The sequence below is a fragment of the Aeromonas sp. R2-4 genome (assembly GCF_040908365.1).
Taxonomy (GTDB): domain Bacteria; phylum Pseudomonadota; class Gammaproteobacteria; order Enterobacterales; family Aeromonadaceae; genus Aeromonas; species Aeromonas veronii.
Window position 1 is genome coordinate 70,215 of sequence record NZ_JBFODO010000021.1, and the last position, 20,295, is coordinate 90,509.

The 20,295-nt window shown below is 60.0% G+C and carries 16 protein-coding genes; 8 read left to right on the forward strand and 8 right to left on the reverse strand.

Features of this window, described 5'->3' with window-relative positions:
• Window positions 1-8 precede the first annotated feature (8 nt).
• From AB5Z05_RS11045 to AB5Z05_RS11055, 3 genes are all read left to right on the forward strand, one after another.
• The gene (locus AB5Z05_RS11045; RefSeq protein ID WP_368151513.1) at window positions 9-1,544 is read left to right on the forward strand and encodes a TerC family protein; all 1,536 of its coding nucleotides are present in this window, start codon (window positions 9-11) and stop codon (window positions 1,542-1,544) included.
• Window positions 1,545-1,739: 195 nt separating this feature from the next.
• Window positions 1,740-2,861 (forward strand): alkene reductase, encoded by a 1,122-nt coding sequence (locus AB5Z05_RS11050; protein ID WP_368151515.1) that lies wholly within the window; start codon window positions 1,740-1,742, stop codon window positions 2,859-2,861.
• 146 nt (window positions 2,862-3,007) lie between these two features.
• Window positions 3,008-3,994 (forward strand): zinc-binding dehydrogenase, encoded by a 987-nt coding sequence (locus tag AB5Z05_RS11055; RefSeq protein WP_368151517.1) that lies wholly within the window; start codon window positions 3,008-3,010, stop codon window positions 3,992-3,994.
• A 113-nt stretch (window positions 3,995-4,107) separates the two neighbouring features.
• Here AB5Z05_RS11055 and AB5Z05_RS11060 read toward each other — a convergent pair whose 3' ends face one another.
• Window positions 4,108-5,172, reverse strand: coding sequence for an adenosine deaminase (locus AB5Z05_RS11060; RefSeq protein WP_368151519.1), 1,065 nt, complete (start codon window positions 5,170-5,172; stop codon window positions 4,108-4,110).
• Window positions 5,173-5,369: 197 nt separating this feature from the next.
• On the opposite strand from AB5Z05_RS11060, the gene AB5Z05_RS11065 reads away from it, so the two are divergent.
• The 5 genes from AB5Z05_RS11065 (at window position 5,370) to AB5Z05_RS11085 (ending at window position 10,886) form a co-directional block, all read left to right on the forward strand.
• A complete protein-coding gene (locus tag AB5Z05_RS11065) occupies window positions 5,370-6,119 on the forward strand; it encodes an HAD-IIA family hydrolase (protein ID WP_005337281.1) in 750 nt (249 codons plus the stop codon).
• A gap of 54 nt (window positions 6,120-6,173) precedes the next feature.
• Window positions 6,174-7,748: a cation:proton antiporter family protein gene (locus AB5Z05_RS11070; RefSeq protein ID WP_139444273.1), complete on the forward strand. Its 1,575-nt coding sequence runs from the start codon at window positions 6,174-6,176 to the stop codon at window positions 7,746-7,748.
• A gap of 143 nt (window positions 7,749-7,891) precedes the next feature.
• Window positions 7,892-8,260, forward strand: coding sequence for a cupin domain-containing protein (locus tag AB5Z05_RS11075; protein ID WP_368151521.1), 369 nt, complete (start codon window positions 7,892-7,894; stop codon window positions 8,258-8,260).
• Between the two features lie 192 nt (window positions 8,261-8,452).
• Window positions 8,453-10,117: an asparagine synthase B gene (asnB, locus tag AB5Z05_RS11080; RefSeq protein ID WP_159158689.1), complete on the forward strand. Its 1,665-nt coding sequence runs from the start codon at window positions 8,453-8,455 to the stop codon at window positions 10,115-10,117.
• A 244-nt stretch (window positions 10,118-10,361) separates the two neighbouring features.
• Window positions 10,362-10,886: an acyloxyacyl hydrolase gene (locus AB5Z05_RS11085; protein WP_368151523.1), complete on the forward strand. Its 525-nt coding sequence runs from the start codon at window positions 10,362-10,364 to the stop codon at window positions 10,884-10,886.
• Between the two features lie 102 nt (window positions 10,887-10,988).
• Here the strand turns inward: AB5Z05_RS11085 and dcuC are convergent, their stop codons facing one another.
• The 7 genes from dcuC to hppD all read right to left on the reverse strand — a co-directional run bounded on the left by dcuC (window position 10,989) and on the right by hppD (window position 20,118).
• Window positions 10,989-12,362: a C4-dicarboxylate transporter DcuC gene (gene dcuC, locus AB5Z05_RS11090; RefSeq protein WP_368151525.1), complete on the reverse strand. Its 1,374-nt coding sequence runs from the start codon at window positions 12,360-12,362 to the stop codon at window positions 10,989-10,991.
• Between the two features lie 9 nt (window positions 12,363-12,371).
• Complete coding sequence (gene pepT / locus AB5Z05_RS11095; protein WP_111900579.1) at window positions 12,372-13,610, reverse strand: peptidase T; 1,239 nt, start codon at window positions 13,608-13,610, stop codon at window positions 12,372-12,374.
• 484 nt (window positions 13,611-14,094) lie between these two features.
• Window positions 14,095-15,591: a C69 family dipeptidase gene (locus AB5Z05_RS11100; RefSeq protein WP_204476795.1), complete on the reverse strand. Its 1,497-nt coding sequence runs from the start codon at window positions 15,589-15,591 to the stop codon at window positions 14,095-14,097.
• A gap of 465 nt (window positions 15,592-16,056) precedes the next feature.
• On the reverse strand, window positions 16,057-16,692 hold the full coding sequence (gene maiA / locus AB5Z05_RS11105) for a maleylacetoacetate isomerase (protein WP_172953960.1): 636 nt from the start codon (window positions 16,690-16,692) through the stop codon (window positions 16,057-16,059).
• Window positions 16,693-16,831: 139 nt separating this feature from the next.
• The gene (locus tag AB5Z05_RS11110) at window positions 16,832-17,827 is read right to left on the reverse strand and encodes a fumarylacetoacetate hydrolase family protein (protein ID WP_216977483.1); all 996 of its coding nucleotides are present in this window, start codon (window positions 17,825-17,827) and stop codon (window positions 16,832-16,834) included.
• A 10-nt stretch (window positions 17,828-17,837) separates the two neighbouring features.
• Window positions 17,838-18,989, reverse strand: coding sequence for a homogentisate 1,2-dioxygenase (locus tag AB5Z05_RS11115; RefSeq protein WP_040066484.1), 1,152 nt, complete (start codon window positions 18,987-18,989; stop codon window positions 17,838-17,840).
• Window positions 18,982-20,118 (reverse strand): 4-hydroxyphenylpyruvate dioxygenase, encoded by a 1,137-nt coding sequence (gene hppD, locus AB5Z05_RS11120; protein ID WP_040066486.1) that lies wholly within the window; start codon window positions 20,116-20,118, stop codon window positions 18,982-18,984. Before hppD ends, AB5Z05_RS11115 begins: the two co-directional genes overlap by 8 nt.
• Window positions 20,119-20,295 lie beyond the last annotated feature (177 nt).

The window sequence follows — 20,295 nt, forward strand, 5'->3', positions numbered from 1 at the left end:
TCGTCACAATGGAATTGCTGCTGGATCCCCATATCTGGATTGGTCTGTTTACCCTGATCATTCTGGAAATCGTGCTCGGGATCGACAACCTGGTCTTTATTGCCATCCTGGTGAAAAAACTGCCCCCCGCCCAACGGGACAAGGCACGCGTCATCGGCCTGTCGCTGGCCCTGCTGATGCGACTTGGGCTCTTGAGCGTCATGTCATGGCTGGTCACCCTGACCACCCCGATTTTGCACCTGTGGGATCACCCCTTCTCCGGTCGGGATCTGATCCTGATGGGGGGCGGCCTGTTCCTGCTGTTCAAGGCCACCTCCGAGCTGCATGAACGGCTGGAAGCCAAACCCCAGGATGATGGCCCGGTCGGCGCCTACGCCAGCTTCGGCGTGGTGATCGCCCAAATTCTGGTGCTCGATGCGGTCTTCTCGCTCGACTCCATCATCACTGCCGTCGGCATGGTGGAACACCTGGGCGTGATGATGGCCGCCGTGACCATCGCCATGGTGGTGATGGTGCTCGCCTCCAAACCGCTGACCCGCTTCGTCAACGCCCACCCCACCGTGGTGGTGCTCTGTCTGAGCTTCCTGCTGATGATCGGCTTCAGCCTGGTGGCGGAAGGATTTGGCTTCCATATTCCGAAGGGCTACCTCTACGCGGCCATCGGCTTCTCGGTGCTGATCGAGTTTTTCAACCAGCTGGCCCAGCGCAGCGCCATGCGTCACGAATCCAAACAGCCCCTGCGCGAGCGCACCACCGCCGCCATCTTCAAGCTGATGGGCAGCAAGGCCTATCAGGATCAGCCGGATGACGATCTGGATGCCCCTGCCGTAGTGCCGGTGAGCTTTGGCGAGGAGGAGCGCTATATGGTGACCGGCGTGCTGTCGCTGGCCGAGCGCTCCATTCGCACCATCATGACCCCGCGCTCGGAGATGGCCTGGATCGATATCAACGACTCCAGCGACGAGATCCGTGCCCTGCTGCAGCGCGAGCCCCACAGCCTGTTCCCCATCTGTGACGGGGATCTGGACGAGGTGATCGGAGTGGTCAAGGCGCGCGATCTGCTGTTTGCCTTGAACGAAGGGCAATCCTTGAGCGAACTGGCCAAGCAGAACGATCCCATAATCGTGCCGCAGACCATCAACGTGATCCGCCTGCTGGCGGAGCTGCGCAAAGCCAAGGGGAGCCTTATTCTGGTCTCCGACGAGTTTGGCGTGATCCAGGGGCTGGTCACCACCCACGATCTGCTGGAGGCCATCGTTGGCGAGCTGCCGGACGAGGACGAAACCCCGGATATCGTGCGCGATGGCGAAGGGTGGCTGATCAACGGCAGCACCAACATCCATCATGTGGAGCAGGTGCTGGAGCACGAGGGGCTGGTGAGCGAGAGCGATGAATACGTGACCCTGGCCGGCATGCTGCTCTCCCACTTCGGCACCCTGCCCACCCCGGGCCAGCAGTTGCAACTGCAGCAACTCAACTTCGAGGTGATCGAGGTGAGCGAGCGGCGCATCGAGCGGGTGAAAGTGATGCCCACCACGGCTTGAGCCTGCCACCAGCAGAATACAGAAGAGGGCCAGACGGCCCTCTTTTTTATGCTTCAACTTTATGCCTCAACGCCTCTTTCCCGACGGTTTGCACTGATTGCTGCATCAAGCACAATTCTCTTGTGCAATTACCCCTCTTTTTCACAACAAGATGGCGGCATAAAGTGGCCTCACGTCCACCATGAGGAACTCAAGATGAGCCACGATCACCTGTTCTGCCCGCTGCGCCTCGGCCAGCTGCACCTTGCCAACCGCATCGTCATGCCCCCCATGACCCGCTCCCGTGCCAGTCAGCCGGGTGATGTGGCCAACGCCATGATGGCGAGCTACTACGCCCAGCGCGCCGAGGCGGGCCTGATCATCAGCGAAGGCACCCAAATCGACCCCATGGGCAAGGGCTATGCCTGGACGCCGGGGATCTACAGCGCAGAGCAGATCGCTGGCTGGAAACTGGTGACCGATGCCGTGCATGCCAAGGGGGGCACCATCTTCGCCCAGCTCTGGCACGTGGGCCGGGTCACCCATCCGGACAACATCGGCGGCGCCCAGCCCATCTCCGCTTCAGCCCTGCCCGCAGTGGGCGTCAAGGTGTTCGTCGATAACGGCAGCGATGCGCCGGGCTTTGTCGAGACCGTCACTCCGCGCGCCATGACTCAAGCCGATATCAATGCAGTGGTGGGCCAGTTCCGTCAGGCGGCCCGCAACGCCATCAGCGCCGGTTTTGACGGCATCGAGCTGCACGCCGCCAACGGTTATCTAATCAACCAGTTCCTCGACTCCGAATCCAACGCCCGCACCGACAGTTATGGCGGATCGCTGGAAAACCGGCTGCGCTTTCTCAAAGAGGTGACCGAGGCGGTCAGTAGCGAAATCGGGGCCGAACGTGTCGGGGTGCGTCTTGCGCCGCTCACCACCCTCAACGGCACAGTCGATGCCAATCCGCAGGAGACCTATCTGGCGGCCGCCCGTCTGCTGGGCCAGCTCAACGTGGTCTACCTGCACATTGCCGAGGCGGACTGGGACGATGCCCCCCTGATGCCGGAGAACTTCAAGCTGGGTCTGCGGGATGCCTTCCCCAACACCCTGATCTACGCCGGCAAATATGATGGCAAGCGGGCACGCGCCGCCCTCGACGCGGGCTGGGCCGACATGATTGGCTTTGGCCGCCCCTTCGTTGCCAACCCGGATCTGCCGAACCGGCTGCGCCACGGCTATCCGCTGGCCCCCCACGATCCAGCCACCCTGTTTGGCGGCGGCGAAAAAGGGCTGACCGACTACCCCGTCTATCAGGCCGATGACGCAGCGACCAGCCGCTGATTGCCAATGGCCAACCGGCCACGTAAAGCAGGCCCCACTGGTTGGGGCCTGCTGTATTGTTGCCCATTCGCAGCAGTGGCAGTTTCTCTGTATTGCTGTTGCAATGACCTCGTTGTTTTCTCCCCTCGCTTTCACAAGGAGTCATCATGAATCACACCCAAGCCTGGTGCTGGCATGCCCCCGGTGAACCGACCCAGCTTACCCTCGCCGATCTGCCCCTGGCACCGCTCGCCCCTGACGAGGTACTGGTAGCCAATCGGGTTATCGCCTTCAATCCGGTGGACTGGAAGCTGATCGAATATGGCCACTCCAACTGGCAGGACGGTCAGGTGCCCGGCGTCGATGGCATGGGCACTATCGTGGCCCTCGGTGCCAACGTCAGCCATCTGCGCCTCGGTGCCCGGGTCGCCTATCACACCGACCTGCGCCACCACGGCAGCTTTGCCCGCCACACCCGGGTACCGGCCCGCGCCCTGCTGCCGGTGCCCGATGCCCTGAGTGACGAGGCGGCCGCCGCCCTGCCCTGTCCCGGCCTCACCGCGTGGCAGGCGCTGGCCAAGCTGCCGCGCCTGCACGGGGAAGCGCTGCTCATCACAGGTGCTGGCAGCAGCGTCGGCCGTTTTGCGGTGCAGCTCGCCCTCCAGCAAGGAGCGCGGGTCTTTGCCAGTGCCAGCTCACGCCACCATCACTGGCTCAAGCAGATAGGTGTGCAGGGGGTGGCCGATTATCGGGATCCCGACTGGCTGGCCACCTTGCAGACTGCCAACGGCAACGAGCCGTTTGAGGGGATCATCGATCTGGTCTCCAGCCAACAGGCAGAGAGCCTGCTGCCCGCGCTGGGCTACTACGGTCACATGGTGACTGTGCTCGGGCGCATCCCGCACAACCCGCTGCCCGCCTTTAGCCATTGCCACTCCTTGCACGAGATTGCGCTGGGCGCCCAGCACGCCTTTGGCACCGACAAGCAGTGGAACCGACTGGTGGCCGCCGGTGTCGCCATGATGGCGCAGATGGCGAGCGGCGAACTGACCCTGCCGCCGCTGGTGGTGGGCGACTTTGAGGCACTGCCTACCCTGCTCGAGCGCTTCAAGCGCGAAGGACAGGGCGAGAAGTTTCTGGTGCGAGTGGCGTAATACAGCCCTCCTCCTGCAACCACTCCAGCCATTGAAATAAGAGAGGCCCGCCAGTGATGACGGGCCTCTCTTTATATCTAGTGCATCTCATCTCGACTTCATTGGCGCCTGACTCAATGCAAGAGCACGCCGTGGGTCTCGGCATAACTGCGGATCTCCCGGGTCAGGCGCGCCTTGTCGGCCAGAGAGAGCCAGCTCGCCTCCACCGCATTGAGCGACAAGCGGCAGAGCTGGCTCATGGTCGCGCCAAGGCCATCGGCCAGCGCCGCAAAGTTGGCATTCATATAGCCGCCAAAGTAGGCGGGATCGTCCGAGTTGATGGTGACGCAGAGCCCCTGCTCCAGCAGTCGCAACACATTGTGCTGGGCCATATCGCCGAACACCCTGAGCCGGGTGTTGGAGAGGGGGCAGACGGTGAGCGGCAGCCGGGTATCGGCCAGATAGCGCAGCAGCTCGGGATCGTCGGCCGAGCGCACCCCGTGATCGATGCGCCGCACCTGCAGTTCGTTGATCGCCTGCCAGATGTAGTCGGCAGGCCCCTCTTCACCGGCATGGGCCACCACCGGCAGTCCCAGCTCGCGGCATTTGGCAAAGACCCGGGCAAACTTGGTCGGTGGATTGCCCTTCTCCCCCGAGTCGAGGCCGATACCGTGAATGCGTGACAGGAAGGGCATAGCCTCTGCCAACGTCGCAAAGGCATCCTCTTCGCTCAGGTGGCGCAAAAAGCTCATGATAAGGCGCCAGCTGATGCCAAACTCCTTCTCCCCGGTCTGCAGCGCCCGCTCGATACCGCCGAGCACGGTAGCAAAGGAGATGCCGCGGGCAGTGTGGGTCTGCGGGTCGAAGAAGATCTCCACATGCACCACCTTGTCAGCGGCGCACCGCTCAAGATAGGCCCAGGTGAGGTCGAAGAAGTCCTGCTCGGTCACCAGCACGCTGGCGCCGCGATAGTAGAGGTCGAGAAAGGATTGCAGGCAGTCAAAGTCATAGGCGGCGCGCACGCTGGCCACGTCGGGCCAGGGCAATGGCACACCGTTGCGGCGGCCCAGCTCAAACATCAGCTCGGGTTCGAGGCTGCCCTCGATATGCAGGTGCAGCTCCAGTTTCGGCAGTCCGGCGATAAATTGCGCGGCGGTGAGGTGTTCGGGTGTGACTGGCTTGGAAATCGGGGTGTCCATAGCGACGGCTCCATCAGCAAAGTGATCCGGCGTCAGCCCCTCCACCAGACTGACCCGACGGCAGCTTTATTGTGCACCGAAGTGGCGAGACAGGGGAGACTTGTCATCAAACAGACTTATAATGGCGTCACAAAAATCATAAATGATTGAACATCTTAACGATTGGCGGCTCGCCTGCGCCCTGACAAGGAGTTTTCATGAAGAAGAACGTCATCTGCGATATCGACGGTGTCATCCTGCACAACAACGATCTCATCCCCGGTGCCGACCGTTTCGTCCATCGCCTGCTGGAGCAGGGCAGCAAGCTCTTGTTCCTCACCAACTATCCGGCCCAGACCCAGAAAGATCTGCAAAACCGCTTCCGCTCCGCCGGGATCGAAGTGCCGGAAGAGTGCTTCTACACCTCCGCCATGGGCACCGCCGACTTCCTCAAGCGTCAGGATGGCAAGAAGGCCTATGTGATCGGTGAAGGGGCGCTGACCCACGAGCTCTACAAGGCCGGCTTTACCATCACCGACATCGACCCGGACTTCGTGGTGGTGGGGGAGACCCGCAACTACAACTGGACCATGATGCAACAGGGGGCCAAGTTCGTCGATCAGGGGGCCCGCTTTATCGCCACCAACCCCGATACCCACGGCCCCATGATGCACCCGGCCTGCGGCGCCCTGTGCGCCCCCATAGAGCGAATGACCGGCAAGAAGCCGTTCTATGTCGGCAAGCCGAGCGCCTGGATCATCCGTGCGGCGCTCAACCGGATGGAGGCCCACTCCGACGACACCATCATCATCGGCGACAACCTGCGCACCGACATTCTGGCGGGCTTTCAGGCCGGTCTCGAGACGGTGCTGGTGCTCTCCGGGGTGAGCAAGGTCGCCGATATAGACCGCATGCCGTTTCGGCCGAATCACATCTTCGACTCCGTGGTTGACATCGATATCGTCTAATCACCACCCAAGCGTTAAACAGGGCAGGTCTCTCCTGCCCTTGCAGGATCTGTTATGGAACCCATTCTGATCGCCGTGGCCTTTGGCTGCGGCATGGTAGTCAATCTGATTGGCCTGCCCCCCCTGCTCGGCTTCCTGGCCGCCGGTTTTATCCTCAACGGCATGGGATATGAAAATACCCCCGCCCTAAGCGAGGTGGCCGATCTCGGCGTCACCCTGCTGCTGTTCACCATCGGCCTCAAGCTCAATATCAAGACCCTGATGCGGCGCGATGTGTGGGGCACCACCAGCCTGCACCTGCTGCTCTCCACCCTGCTCTTTACCGTGGTGCTGCTGGTCTGCAAGGGACTGGGGCTTGAACTTGCCCTCTCGCTGGACTGGAAGCTGGCGCTGCTGCTGGGCTTTGCCCTCTCCTTCTCCAGCACCGTCTTCGCAGTCAAGGTGCTGGAAGATCGCAGCGACATGAATGCCCTCTACGCCCGTATCGCCATCGGGGTACTGGTCATGCAAGACGTGTTCGCCGTGGCGTTTCTGGCCTTCTCCAGCGGCAAGTGGCCCAGTATCTGGGCGCTCTGGGTACTGGGATTGCCGCTGCTGCGCCCGCTGCTGTTCAAGCTGCTGGAGCGTGCCGGGCACGGCGAATTGCAGGTGCTGTTCGGGGTGTTTCTGGCGCTGGTGGTCGGGGCAGCCGGTTTTGAAGTGGTCGGCCTCAAGCCGGATCTCGGGGCGCTGATCATCGGCATGCTGCTCGCCTCTCATCCGGCGGCGGCGGGATTGGCCAAGGCGCTCTTCAACCTCAAAGACCTCTTTCTGGTCTGCTTCTTTCTCACCATCGGCCTCAACGGCCTGCCGACCCACGACACCATGCTGCTGGCACTGGCGCTGGTGCTGGCCCTGCCGCTCAAAAGTGTCCTCTACTATCTGGTCTACAGCGGCGCCCACCTTAGGGTGCGTACCGCCCTGCTCTCTACCCTGGCGCTCACCAACTTCTCGGAGTTTGGCCTGATCGTCGCGGCTATCGCCGCCAAGGCGGGCTGGCTCTCCCACGAGTGGCTGGTGGCAGTCTCGCTGGCACTGGCGGCCAGCTTTATGATCTCCGCTCCCCTCAATGCCCAGAGCGAGCGCATTTACCACCGTATCGGCCACTGGCTGCGGGGATTGCAGGCAAGCAACCTCCATCCGGAAGACAGGCCCATCGAGCTGGGCGATGCCGAGGTGATCATCCTCGGCATGGGGCGGATCGGTCAGGGGGCCTACTTCGAGCTGGAGAACAAGTACGGCAACGTCATCCTCGGAGTGGAGAACGACAGCGAGAAGCTGCCCACCCTGCGCGCCCAGGGGATGAACGTCATCGAGGGGGATGCCACCGATACCGACTTCTGGGACAAGGTGCTGCTCTCCAATCAGGTCAATCTGGTGCTGCTGGCGATGCCCCACCATTCGGGGAATCTCTACGCCATCGAGAAGCTGCGCAGCCACGGATTCAACGGCAAGATCGCCGCCATCGTCCGTTTCGAGGACGATATCGCCTCCCTCAGAGAGCAGGGAGTGGATGCGGTATTCAACGTCTACAACGAAGCGGGCAGCGGCTTTGCCCGCCATGTGATCCGCCGCTTGCAGCCGCTTTGAGTTATCGGCCAGCAGCCCTTGGCAAGGGCTCTTGGCAAGGAGGAACGCATCGTTTAAGTTATGCACAACCTCGTTTAATAAAGCGAACAAACGCGGGGCCGGGATGGCCCCGCGTTCCTATCTGCCGAAGCCAAGGAGGCACCATGAAGACCCTCAACGACTGGATCCTGCTCGATCGCCATAAGGCGGTCCCTACCCCGCTGATGCCAGCCCCCGAGCGCATTAAAGCGGGCAACCCGGCGCAAACGGTGTGGAACCACTACTCCGACCCAAGCCAGCAGTTTCACGTGGGCTTCTGGGCTTGCGAGCCGGGCCGCTGGACCATTCACTACACCGAGCACGAGTATTGCCAACTGCTGGAGGGGGATGTGGTGATCCACGACAGTCAGGGTGGCCAGCTGGCCCTCAAACCCGGCGATCAATTCGTGATTCCGGCCGGCTTTGTCGGCGAGTGGGAGACCCTTACCCCCTGTCGCAAGGTCTATGTGATCTTCGAACCCGCCTCGGCTTGACGTTCACGTCACCCTGCCCCGTTGCCGCAACTATTATTCTGTTAATCCGCTTGACGCTTACGGCATGATTTTCTGCGGTTTTCCCGCTTGCAAAAGGTTTTTCCGCTAGGCATTGTGTCTGACGAGGAATGTAAATGGAATTTCGAGCCCAAACGTGGGGGGCTCATATAAAAATCAAGAGGATTACCGCCAATGTGTTCAATTTTCGGCATTCTGGATATCAAGTCCGATGCAGTCGCCCTGCGCAAATCGGCGCTGGAGATGTCCAAGCGACTTCGTCACCGCGGGCCTGACTGGTCCGGCGTCTACAGCTCCGACAAAGCCATTCTGGTGCACGAGCGTCTGGCCATCGTCGACCCGGGCAATGGCGCCCAGCCGCTCTACAACCCCGAACGCACCCATGTACTGGCGGTCAACGGCGAAATCTACAACCACAAAGAGCTGGAGAAAACCCTCAAGGTCGACTTCCAGTTCCAGACCAAATCCGACTGTGAAGTGCTGCTGGCCCTCTACAAGGAGAAGGGCCCGGCGTTTCTTGACGATCTCAACGGCATCTTTGCCTTTATCCTCTATGACGCCGAACAGGATGCCTACCTGATTGGTCGCGACCACATGGGGATCATCCCCCTCTATACCGGCCGCGACGAGCACGGCAACTTCTATGTCGCCTCCGAGATGAAGGCGCTGGTACCGGTCTGCAAGAGCGTCGAAACCTTCCCGCCAGGACACTACCTGTGGAGCAAGGATGGCGAGCTCAAACAGTGGTACAAGCGCGACTGGATGGAGTACGCCGCGGTCGAGCACAACGTCAGCGACAAGGCCGAGCTGAAAGCGGCGCTGGAAGCGGCGGTCAAACGCCAGCTGATGTGCGACGTGCCTTATGGCGTGCTGCTCTCCGGCGGGCTGGACTCCTCCGTCATCTCCGCCATCACCAAGCTCTATGCGGCGCGCCGCATTGAGGACGATGGCAAGAGCGAAGCCTGGTGGCCGCAACTGCACTCCTTCGCCGTAGGGCTGGAAGGGTCGCCGGATCTCGCCGCCGCCCGCAAGGTGGCTGATCACCTCGGCACCATCCACCACCAGATCCACTTCACCGTGCAGGAGGGGCTGGATGCCCTGCGCGACGTCATCTATCACCTCGAGACCTATGACGTCACCACCATCCGCGCCTCCACGCCCATGTATCTGATGGCACGCTACATCAAGGCGATGGGGATCAAGATGGTGCTCTCCGGTGAAGGCTCCGACGAGCTGTTCGGTGGCTACCTCTATTTCCACAAGGCACCCAACGCCAAAGAGTTCCACGAAGAGAACGTGCGCAAGCTCGCCTCTTTGCACCTCTATGACTGCCTGCGCGCCAACAAGTCGATGGCCGCCTGGGGTGTGGAGGGTCGCGTGCCCTTCCTCGACAAGGAGTTCATGGACGTGGCGATGCGCCTGCAACCCGCCGACAAGATGTGCGGCAAGGGCAAGATCGAGAAGCACATCCTGCGCGAAGCGTTCGAGGATCTGCTGCCCCACGAAGTGGCATGGCGTCAGAAGGAGCAGTTCTCCGACGGCGTAGGCTATTCGTGGATCGACAGCCTTAAAGCCATGGTTGAGACCGAAGTGACGGATCAGATGTTCGAGGCGGCCGCATTCCGCTTCCCCATCAACACACCGCTCACCAAGGAGGCCTATTTTTATCGCGCCATCTTCGACGAGCACTTCCCGCTGGAAGCCGCTGCCCGCACCGTGCCCTACGGCAAGTCGGTCGCCTGCTCCACCCCCACCGCGCTGGAATGGGATGCCAAGTTCAAGGAGATGGCCGACCCGTCAGGCCGCGCCGTAATGGACGTGCACCAGCAGGGCTACTGAGCCTACACGCCAAACCGAGCGGATAACGTCAGATAGCAAAAAGCCCTTCACCATGGTGAAGGGCTTTTTCATCTCCCCGCGGTCACGCCCGCCAAATCACATCAGGCCATGTAGATAGTTGATTTTTCATAAATATTTAATTTTTTACCGAGTGACCATGCATTGACAGGGAGCGCGTCGATTGACTATGCCTGAAGGGTGATCAACAGGATCACCAAAATGACAACAAAGATCGGGAGGGGGCATGGACGCTAACACTCTATCAAGGATCGGCCTGCTGACAGCACTGCTCGCCAGTCCGTCTGCAATGGCGAATGACAATATCGTGTTACTGCAGCTTGGCAAGGCCTTCAGCAATGAAAAGCTCGACATCAAGATCGCCGACGCCAAGTTCCACCACATGTTCTGGCGCTGGGGAAACTCTGGCTGTCAATTTGGGCTGGGGGTACGTGCCGGAACTCTCAAGGTAGAAGATGAAGAGACCGCCAGACTGGGGGGCGGCGCCCGTATCGAATGCCAATGGGGTAACTGGGTGACCTGGCTCCCCGGCGAAATTGTCTGGCTCGATCAGTACCAATTTGGGACTCGCGGCCACGGCTACAAGGATTACGGCGGCCCCTTCCAGTTCGCTCTGGGTATCGGCCTCGGCTACGCCATCACCAAGAATTGGCTGATCGGCTATCAGTATGAGCACATGTCCAACGCCTATATGTATGACAAGAACCCAGGGCTGGACAGCCATACCCTCCATATCGAGTACCGTTTTTAGCTGGACGCGCCCCACTGCAAGCAACATAACGCGATGCAAAAAGCCCTTCACAACGGTGAAGGGCTTTTCGTTATTTCATCTCCTGATAACCCGAAGGGGCAGTTACAGATAGAAGATCCCCACGATCAGGGTATGGAAGACAAAACCGACCATCAGGGGCAGCGAGGTACGCTTGATCACCGCAAACGGGGTCAGCTTGGCGCCACTGGAGACCGCAATAATCACCCCGGAGACTGGCGACATGGCGCGTCCCATGTGGGAAGCCTGCTGCATCGGCAGGATCATGGAGGCGGTGTTGACCCCCATGCTGGCGGCGATCTGCGGGATCAGCTCGACAAAGGCGAGGAAGGGCGCATTGCCGGAGCCCATGATGATGGCGGCAACCAGCGTCACCAGTGCAAAAACGATCGCCATGGCAAAGGCGGGCAGCCCCACATGTTCGGCGCCGACGATCAGGATATCGATCACCCCCAGCACCTTGATGCCGTGAGCGAAGATCCCCGCCGCCACCAGCAGCCCCACCACTTTGCTGAACGCTGACCCCATGCCGTTGAGGAAGTGGCTGAAACCGCCGCACACCTGCTTCATGTCACGGGTTCTGGCTGCCTCGACCACCATGCTGATAAACATCGAGATCATCACGATGGTGATGACATTGAGCTTGATGTGATCGACAAACAGGGAAGAGAAGCCCACCGCCATGATGATGGGCAGCATCGGCAAGATGGCATAAAAGCCGGGGACACCGACCTCGTTTGCCGACTCGTCCACCGCAGCGGCCCCCTGATGCTGATGCCCCTCCTGCAGATCGCAACGACGTTGCCAAAATACGTGCATCAAGCCCACCACCAGCACAGTCGCCAGCGCGGCAGGGCCCTGATAGGTGTAGACATATTCGATCACGTTGTGGCCCATGCCCACCGCATCGGTTGCACGGATGGCATCGATAGCAGTCGGGGTATAGGCCACCCCGAGGGAAGTAGCAATCACCCCGGCCGACGAGGCCGCAGAGAGGCCCAGCCCCACCATGATGGGGAACAGGGTCGCCATCAACAGTACCGCCAGACCGGTCGCCGAGGGGATCGCCAGTTGCAGCGCGCTGGCCAGCAGATAGGAGAAAAAGAGCAACACATAGGGAGAGCGCAACCGGCGCAGCGGACGAATCGCAATGCGAACCACCGCATCATTGGCACCGATATGATCCATGTAATGGGCAAAGCCCATCAGCGCCATGATCATCAGCCCCAGATCGGCCGCACGCGAACTGAAGAGATCCCGCATCACCTCAAAAGGATCGAACAGGGCAATCCCGGTGCTCTCGACCCCTTTGGGCAGCACACTCCCCCACCCTGCCAGCTGGCTTGCCACCATCAGCACCAGACCGGCGGCAAACAGCACCGGTTCGGCCCGATAGCCTTTGAGGATCAGTCTGGCCACCAGCACGATGACCAGCACTGAAATAACTACCTGAGACATGACGACTCCTTAGCGACTGAAACGGGTGTGGGTGAGCTTGATTATCTCGATCACCACGGCACTGGCCGCCTCGAGGGAGCTGACCGGCAGGTACTCGTAGATGGAGTGAAAGTTGTGGGCACCGGTGAAGAGGTTCGGGCAAGGCAATCCCTTCTGGGAGAGCACGGCACCATCATAACCACCGCGCATCGGGATGGGGTTTGGGGTGATCCCAAGGGTCTCGTAGGCGGCCAGCGCCAGTTCGATGGGATAGCGGTTCTCCCCCTGCAAGCTGTTGAAGACATTGCTGTAGCGATCGCTCAAGTGGTAACTCACGCTCTGCTCACCCCACAGGGCCTGACAGCTCTTGCCGAGGGTGTCGAGCAGGGTCATTCGTTGCTGATACCCATCCTGAGTGAAGTCGCGCACATCCAGCTTGAGCACAGTTTGGGCGCTGTTGCCCTGCATCTGCTTGACCCAGTAGTAACCCTCGCGCCCCTCGGTATATTCGGGCGCTTCGCCCCCCGGCAGCATGGCGATAAACTTGTGCGCCATCAGCAGCGAGTTCTTCAGCTTGCCCTTGGCCGACATGGGGTGGGCCGAGGCACCGTGAAAGACAAACTCCGCATCCCCCGCATTCCAGTTCTCATAGACCAGCTCGCCAATGCCGCAGCAGTCGAGGGTATAGGCGAAGTCAGCGCCAAAACGTTCGGTATCGAACGCCTTGGCCCCGCGCAATCCCTGCTCCTCGTCAGGTACCAGACCAATTTTGATGGTGCCGTGGGGGATCTCCGGATGTGCCTGCAGATAGGCAACCGCATTGACGATGGCGGCGATGGCCGCCTTGTCATCGGCCCCCAGCAGGCTGGTGCCGTCGGTCACGATGATCCGATCACCGACATAGTTGGCCAGCTCGGGGAACTCGCTCAGACGCAGGGTGATCTGCTGGTCGGCATTGAGGCAGATATCGCCCCCTTCATAGGCCACTACTTGGGCATGGGTATCGTTGGTGTGTTCAGCACTGGTATCGAGATGAGCAAAGAAGGCCACGGTGGGCAGATCCCCCGCCACATTGGCAGGAAGTGTGGCGGTCAGGATGGCGTTATCCGCCACCTCCACGGTCAACCCCAGGGCGATCAGCTCCTCTGCCACCTTGTCAGCCAGCACCCGCTGCCCCGGGGAGGAGGGCATTACCCCGGCGGCGCCCGCTTCACGATTGGTGGTGGTATTGATGGCGGTGTATCCCAAAAATCTGTCGACAATATGCATTGCGGTAGTCCTGTGAGTAGTGACGGATATGATGCCGTGACGAGATCCGGCGGCGCGGTCGCCTTATTCAGAAAGCAGCCGCTTTTTTCTGCAAACAGCCGTCTGATGAAGCGATAACGCCTTGGATTAACGAGAAAAAATGAGATGGATAAAGAGAGTGCCCATCACAGTCGAATCAATGGGTAGTGATAAATAACACAGAAAGACCGCATAAAAGCTCTCAGATAACCAAAAGTGGGTAGCTGATCACGTAACCGATATGCTGAAAGGCGAAATAAAAACCTGAATGAAAGTCTCTGCTTTCGTATCGGGTAGCGAAATCCACTACCCGGGCCAGACACATTGGCGGGATGTCATAAAGGAAAAATGCCAGAGCACAGGCTCCGGCATCGATAGTGGGAAAGTGATCAGAGAAACCGATCTGCCCGGCGACCGCTCAGGCTGACCGTCGATCCCCCTCGTTGGCATGATGAGTGCGTCGCGGTTAATCCTTCTTCGCCTTGTTGGCGAAGAAGATATCGGCCTGAATATCCTGGGTGCGCACCGTGAAGATCTGGTTGGTCAGATCCTCGGTCAGCGTTTCGGCCTCCTGCATCACCCGCAGATTGAAGTCGTTGAGCATGCTGTTGGCGGCGGCCTTGTCGGTTTTGACCGTTTTCAGATAGCTGGCTTCCATCTCTTTCTGCTCTTTGGCGATCTTCGCCTCCCAGCTCTGGTACGCCTGCTTCACCATGGGGGCCAATTTTGGGTAGTCGGTCATTACCAGGGTCTGCAGCTTGCGATATTTCCAGTAGATGGAGTCGCTGTCGGCCTTGTCGCTACCTATGGCATAGTGCGCCGGATAGGCTTCCAGACCGCTGTAGTAGGGAACGAAGGCCGTCAAGTCCGCCATGCCTAGGCCCACATAGGTCACCTCCCCCACCTCGCGCGGCATCCAGGGGCGTACCTGCATCACGTGGGACTCGTAGGTGCGGAACACACTGACAGGGCGCCACGGCTCCTGACCGTTCAACCCCTTGCTGTAGGGATCGTGCTCGGTGCCGTCATAGTGATTGCGCAGCACCGCCTTGACCTCCTCCAGCGTCATCTTCTTCTCGGGGGAGAGGGTGACCGGGAACTGGCGACCGGCATCCACCGCCTGCTTGAGCGAGGGGTTGAACATCTGCTGGATAGTCCAGACTCGCGGATCGTTATAGGTGCGGTCCCGCTCGTCATCGCGGGTATAGGCTTTCGAGAAGTTGAAAACCCCATCCTTTTGCGGATGGTAGAGCCCCTTCTCGGTGGCAAACTCAATCAGATTCTTCGATCCCATCATGTCGGCACTGGCTGGATCGTACTGCTGCAGGCGGCCCTGATTGCCGGTAGCGAAATAGTGATTTTTCGGCAGACGCTGCGCCATCCAGTGATGGCCGGTGGCAGTCTCCAGATACCAGAGCTCGTTATCATCCACCACGGCGACACCAAATCCCTCTCCCGCGCCTATGGTCTCGATGATGTTGCCAAGCAAGGCGATCGCCTCGTGGGCCGATGTGGACCGGGAGAGCAACACATCGGGAATGTCATCCTCGGTGATCCCCTTATCTTCCACATAGGGGTCAAAGGCGAGCGCTTCGGGTGAGGCAAAAATGGACTCGGTGCCGCTCACCCCGACTCCCTTCTCGTTGAACCCGGTGGCGCCGTGCAGCTGGGTCTTCCAGTTCGGTACCGTGGTATAGCGCAGGGAGTTTTTCGGCAAGGGATAGCTGAAATCATTGGCGCCGTTGTGGGCCTTGGAGCTGTGCATACCGCTCTGCCCCTGCTTGGCCGGATGGATCACGAAATACTGGGCTTTCAGGGCATCGCTGTCGGCGCTGCGGGCCACCATCATGGAGCCATCGGCGCTGGCTTCACTGCCGACCAGCAAGGTGGTACAGGCGAACGCCGACGAGAAGAGAGCAAGGTTGATGGAGAGTGCGACGACGCACTTTTTGAAGGAATGCATGAGATCTCCTTGTTGCACAGAGTGGTTGCAAATAAGCGGTGGCGCGCCAGTCAACCTGCCGCTGTCACAAGGGATCTGCGCGGTGACACGGGCCGGACAGTGCGGGCCATCAAACCGTAAAAAATGAAAAAGAGAGGTGCGAACAGATCGTGGAAAGTAGAGAGCAACCCCGGAGCCCCTGATAGGCGACCTGTTCGCATCTCTCCTTTCCCCTGTTCCGCAGGCGTGGCGATACTAGGCCTAATCAACTGGCACAAGTGTGATTGGCAACTCAAAACACCAACGAAGTGGCACAGACTAATTAAAAATATCGATAAGTGTGACAAGCGCGGAATTCCTGTCGACATTCAGACGTCAATACGAGGCGCGCAAGGGGCACAGAGAGGGGGAAATGAAGAGATGAGGGGAGATAGCGCGCGGGATGGCGTGCTGACGCCATCCCGCGATGTTCGTTAAGTCAGGTTGTCACTGCGCGTCCGGCTGACTGGCAGGGGCCGCCTTGATAAAGGCTTGCAACTGTTCACAGTTGGCGACGATGCGGCGGATGGTGGGGTAATCGTCAAGGGTCATGTCGTAGCGGCGGGCGTTGTAGACCTGGGGCACCAGCATGCAGTCGGCCAGGGTCACTTCGTTGCCGACGCAGTAGACACCGGCGGTGGTCATCAACAGCTGTTCGAGGGCGGTGAAGGTCTCGTCAATCCAGTGGCGATACCAGCGAGCCTCCTGCTCGTTGTTAGCCCTAAAGTGCTCTTCCAGATAGTTGAGCACCCGCAGATTGTTGAGCGGGTGAATATCGCAGGCGATCATGTTGACGATCTGGCGCACTCGGGCCCGCGCGTCGGGGGAAGAGGGCATCAGGGAGTAGGCTGGATAGGTCTCGTCAAGGTACTCCATGATGGCGACCGACTGACCGATCTGCACATCGCCATCCACCAGAAACGGCACCAGCCCTTGGGGGTTGATCCGGCGATAGGCCTTCTCGCTCTGCTCGCCTTGCCGCAAATTGATGGGATGCTGCTCGTAGGCGAGCCCCTTGAGCTGCAACACGATCCGTACCCGAAAACTTGCCGACGAACGCCAATAGCCAAACAACTGCAACATAATCTGTCCCTGCATCTTATCTGGGCCCGAAGCCCGGCAGGTGCTCGCCACCTGCCTCCTTGTGTACCCGGCACCGGTTGAGGGCTCGTCGTGATCCGGACATATCCCGAATATCCTTGCCGCCAACCGGCGCTGGCCATCAACCTCCCTGACCGCTCGCGGGCACCACCTGTTGAGAGATGGTGCCAAACAGGTTTTGGCCAGAGCGATCTTCCATCGCGATCGACACTCTATCACCAAACTGCAAATAGGGGGTTATAGCTTGATCACAATCAAGAATTTCCAGCATGCGGCGCTCGGCGATGCAGGATGAACCGGCGCTGCGATCGTAATTTGAGACGGTGCCCGAGCCGATGATGCATCCCGCACCAAGGGGACGGGTCTTGGCCGCATGGGCAATCAGCTCGAAGAAGTTGAAGGTCATGTCCACTCCAGCTTCGGGCGCACCAAACAGCGCACCGTTGAGGTGGGTCAGAAGCGGCAAATGCACTTTGCCATCGCGCCAGTCATCGCCCAGCTCATCCGGGGTGATGGCCACCGGCGAAAAGGCGCTGGACGGCTTGGACTGAAAGAAACCAAATCCCTTGGCAAGCTCCCCCGGAATGAGGTTGCGCAGGCTCACATCGTTGACCAGCATCAGCAATTTGACGTGACTGGCAGCCCCCTGCGGGCTTACCCCCATCGGCACGTCGTCGGTGATGATGGCCACTTCCGACTCGAAATCGATCCCCCATTCCTCTGAGCCCATGACAATCGGACCACGGGGAGCCAAAAAGCTGTCGGAGCCCCCCTGATACATCAGCGGATCGTGCCAGAAGCTCTCCGGCATCTCGGCGCCGCGGGCCTTGCGCACCAGCTCCACATGGTTGACGTAGGCGCTGCCATCGGCCCACTGGTAGGCGCGCGGCAGCGGAGAGAGGCAAGACGCTTCGTCAAAGGTGAACGAGTCTGCCGGTCGGCCCTCGTTAAGCTGCTGATAGACAGCCTCAAGCCTAGGGGCGGCCTCGGCCCACTCATCGAGGGCGGCCTGCAACGTCGGGGCAATCTCGCTCACCCGTACCGCACGGCTCAGATCCCGGCTCACCACCACCAAAGCGCCATCGCGCTTGCCATTGTTCAATGTTGCCAATTTCATAAGCGATTCCTTATTTGCCGGCAGCAGCGTCCGGGCGCTGCCAGCTGGAGACATACCGGGTGTTCTCGATCCCTTCGCACAGACTGCCGACGTTCAGCGCATCGCGGGTATCTAGCATCACCGCCACCTCGTCGGTGAACTTTTTGGCATAGGCCTGCCCTGCCGCAAACGCCTTGGGATGGGGGCCGTGGGTGAAACCGGCGGGATGGAAGGTGACCATGCCCCGCTCGATATTGTCCCGGCTAAAGAAATCCCCCGCGTGGTAAAAGAGCACCTCGTCGTAATCGTCATTGCTGTGATAGAAGGGCACCTTGAGGGCGCCGGGATCGCTCTCGATGGGGCGCGGCACGAAGGTACAAATCACGAAGCGGCTCGCCACAAAGGTCGAATGAGCCGACGGCGGCAGATGGTAGCGATGGCTCATCAGCGGGCGGATATCCCGCCAGTTGAGGCGCACCACGCACAAGTCCCCGTGCCAACCTTGCGCATCAAGCGGGTTGAAGGGCCAGGTGATGACCGACACCTGATCGTGGCGCTTCACCTGCAGCGACCAGGGATTCTCATCCTGCTGGGCTAAAAAGCGTTCATTGATGGCGGGCACATCGAGCGCCGCCGGGTCGAAGATGGCGTGATTGCCCACCAGCCCCTTATCCGGCAGCTGGTAGCTGTCGTTGGTCGCCTCGATCATCAGGATGAACAGGGGCGCCGTCGGCTCGATGCGCCACATGGTGCCGCGGGGGATCACTACGTAGTCGCCATCGCGAAGAGTCAGGTGGCCGTAGTCGCAGAAGAACTCTCCGCTCCCTTCGTGGATAAAGAGCAGCTCGTCACCGTCGGCGTTGCGCACCAGAAACGGCATCGCCTCGGAGAGCCGCCAGATGCGATAGCGGCAGTGGGGGTTGCTGAGAATATCGGGGGCCACCCAGGGGGAGAGGGAACTCACCTCATCCTGCAGGGCATTGAGGTCAAACAGCCGTGGCCGCAGCGGTCCCTCCCAACTGATCCAGTCAGTGGGGGCATGCTTGTGGTGCATGTGGGTAGCTGGGCCGAAAAAGCCGCTTCGCCCCAGCTCGCGCTCATAGATGGCCTGCTCCGGCAGGTCGGCATGGGCTTGCCGGGAGTGGGTCCCCTCCCGATGGGGGAAGTTAATCCAGTTACGCATCGCTCGCTCCCTCTTTGCGGGCACCCTTCTCATCCTCGCCGCCATCCAGCACGCCACGGCGGATCTGGTCCAGCTCGATCGATTCAAACAGTGCCTTGAAATTGCCCTCGCCAAACCCTTCGTTGCCCTTGCGCTGGATGATCTCGAAGAAGACCGGGCCTATCACGGTATCGGTGAAGATCTGCAGCAGAATGCCATCCTTGGTGGGGGAGCCGTCGATGAGGATGCGCAGCTCTTTGAGTGCCGCCAGATCCTCCTGATGCCCCTCGACCCGGCTGTTCACCTTCTCGTAGTAGGTATCCGGGGTCGGCATAAAACCGGTACCGCGGCTGCGCAGGGTGCGGATGGTGTGGTAGATATCGCTGGAGGCCATGGCGATGTGCTGGATCCCCTCCCCCTTGTACTGACGCAGGTACTCCTCAATCTGGGACTTGTCATCCGCCGACTCGTTGATGGGGATACGGATCTTGCCGCAGGGGGCGGTCATGGCGCGTGAATGCAGCCCGGTCAGCTTGCCCTCGATATCGAAGTAGCGAATTTCGCGGAAGTTGCCGATCCGCTCATAGAAGTTGGACCAGACATCCATATTGCCGCGATGCACGTTATGGGTCAGGTGATCGATCTCCATAAGACCGGCATCTACCTCTGCCATCCGGGACTGCCAGTCGGGGTAGAAGACAAAATCCACCTCATAGATGGAGCCCTTGTCGCCATAACGGTCGACAAAGGAGAGGGTGCTCTCGCCGATACCGTAGATGGCGGGAATATTGAGCTCCATCGGGCCAATCTTGCCGACAAAAGGCTTGGCCCCCTTGGCGATGGCGAACTGCTGTGCCTTGCCCGCATCGCTCACCCGAAATGCCATGCCGCAAACGCTCGGCCCGTGCAGGCTGGCAAACTGCTCCGCCTGGGAGTGAGGCTCGGCATTGACCACAAAGTTGATATCCCCCTGCCGGTAGAGCCAGCACTGCTTGTGTTTGTGCTTGGCGACCTCGGCAAACCCAAGCGAAACGAACAGGCTCTTGAGGGCGGCAATCCCTTTGGCATCGGGGGCCGTGTACTCGACAAACTCGAAACCGTCCGTGCCTAACGGATTGATGGTATGGGTGGCGGAAGAGGTGGCATTCATCGGGCGCTCCTTGCTCTTGATTCGGTTAAAACGGATTGCAGCACCCAGCGGCGCGGCAAGTGTTAACAACTTGTTTCATTAGAAGCAGGGCGTAGCAGGAAGAGAAGAGGCGGGTTGCAGATAGTTTTTCGCAGCTGGCAGCAAAAGATGTAAATGGATTGTGACATTCAAGCCGCA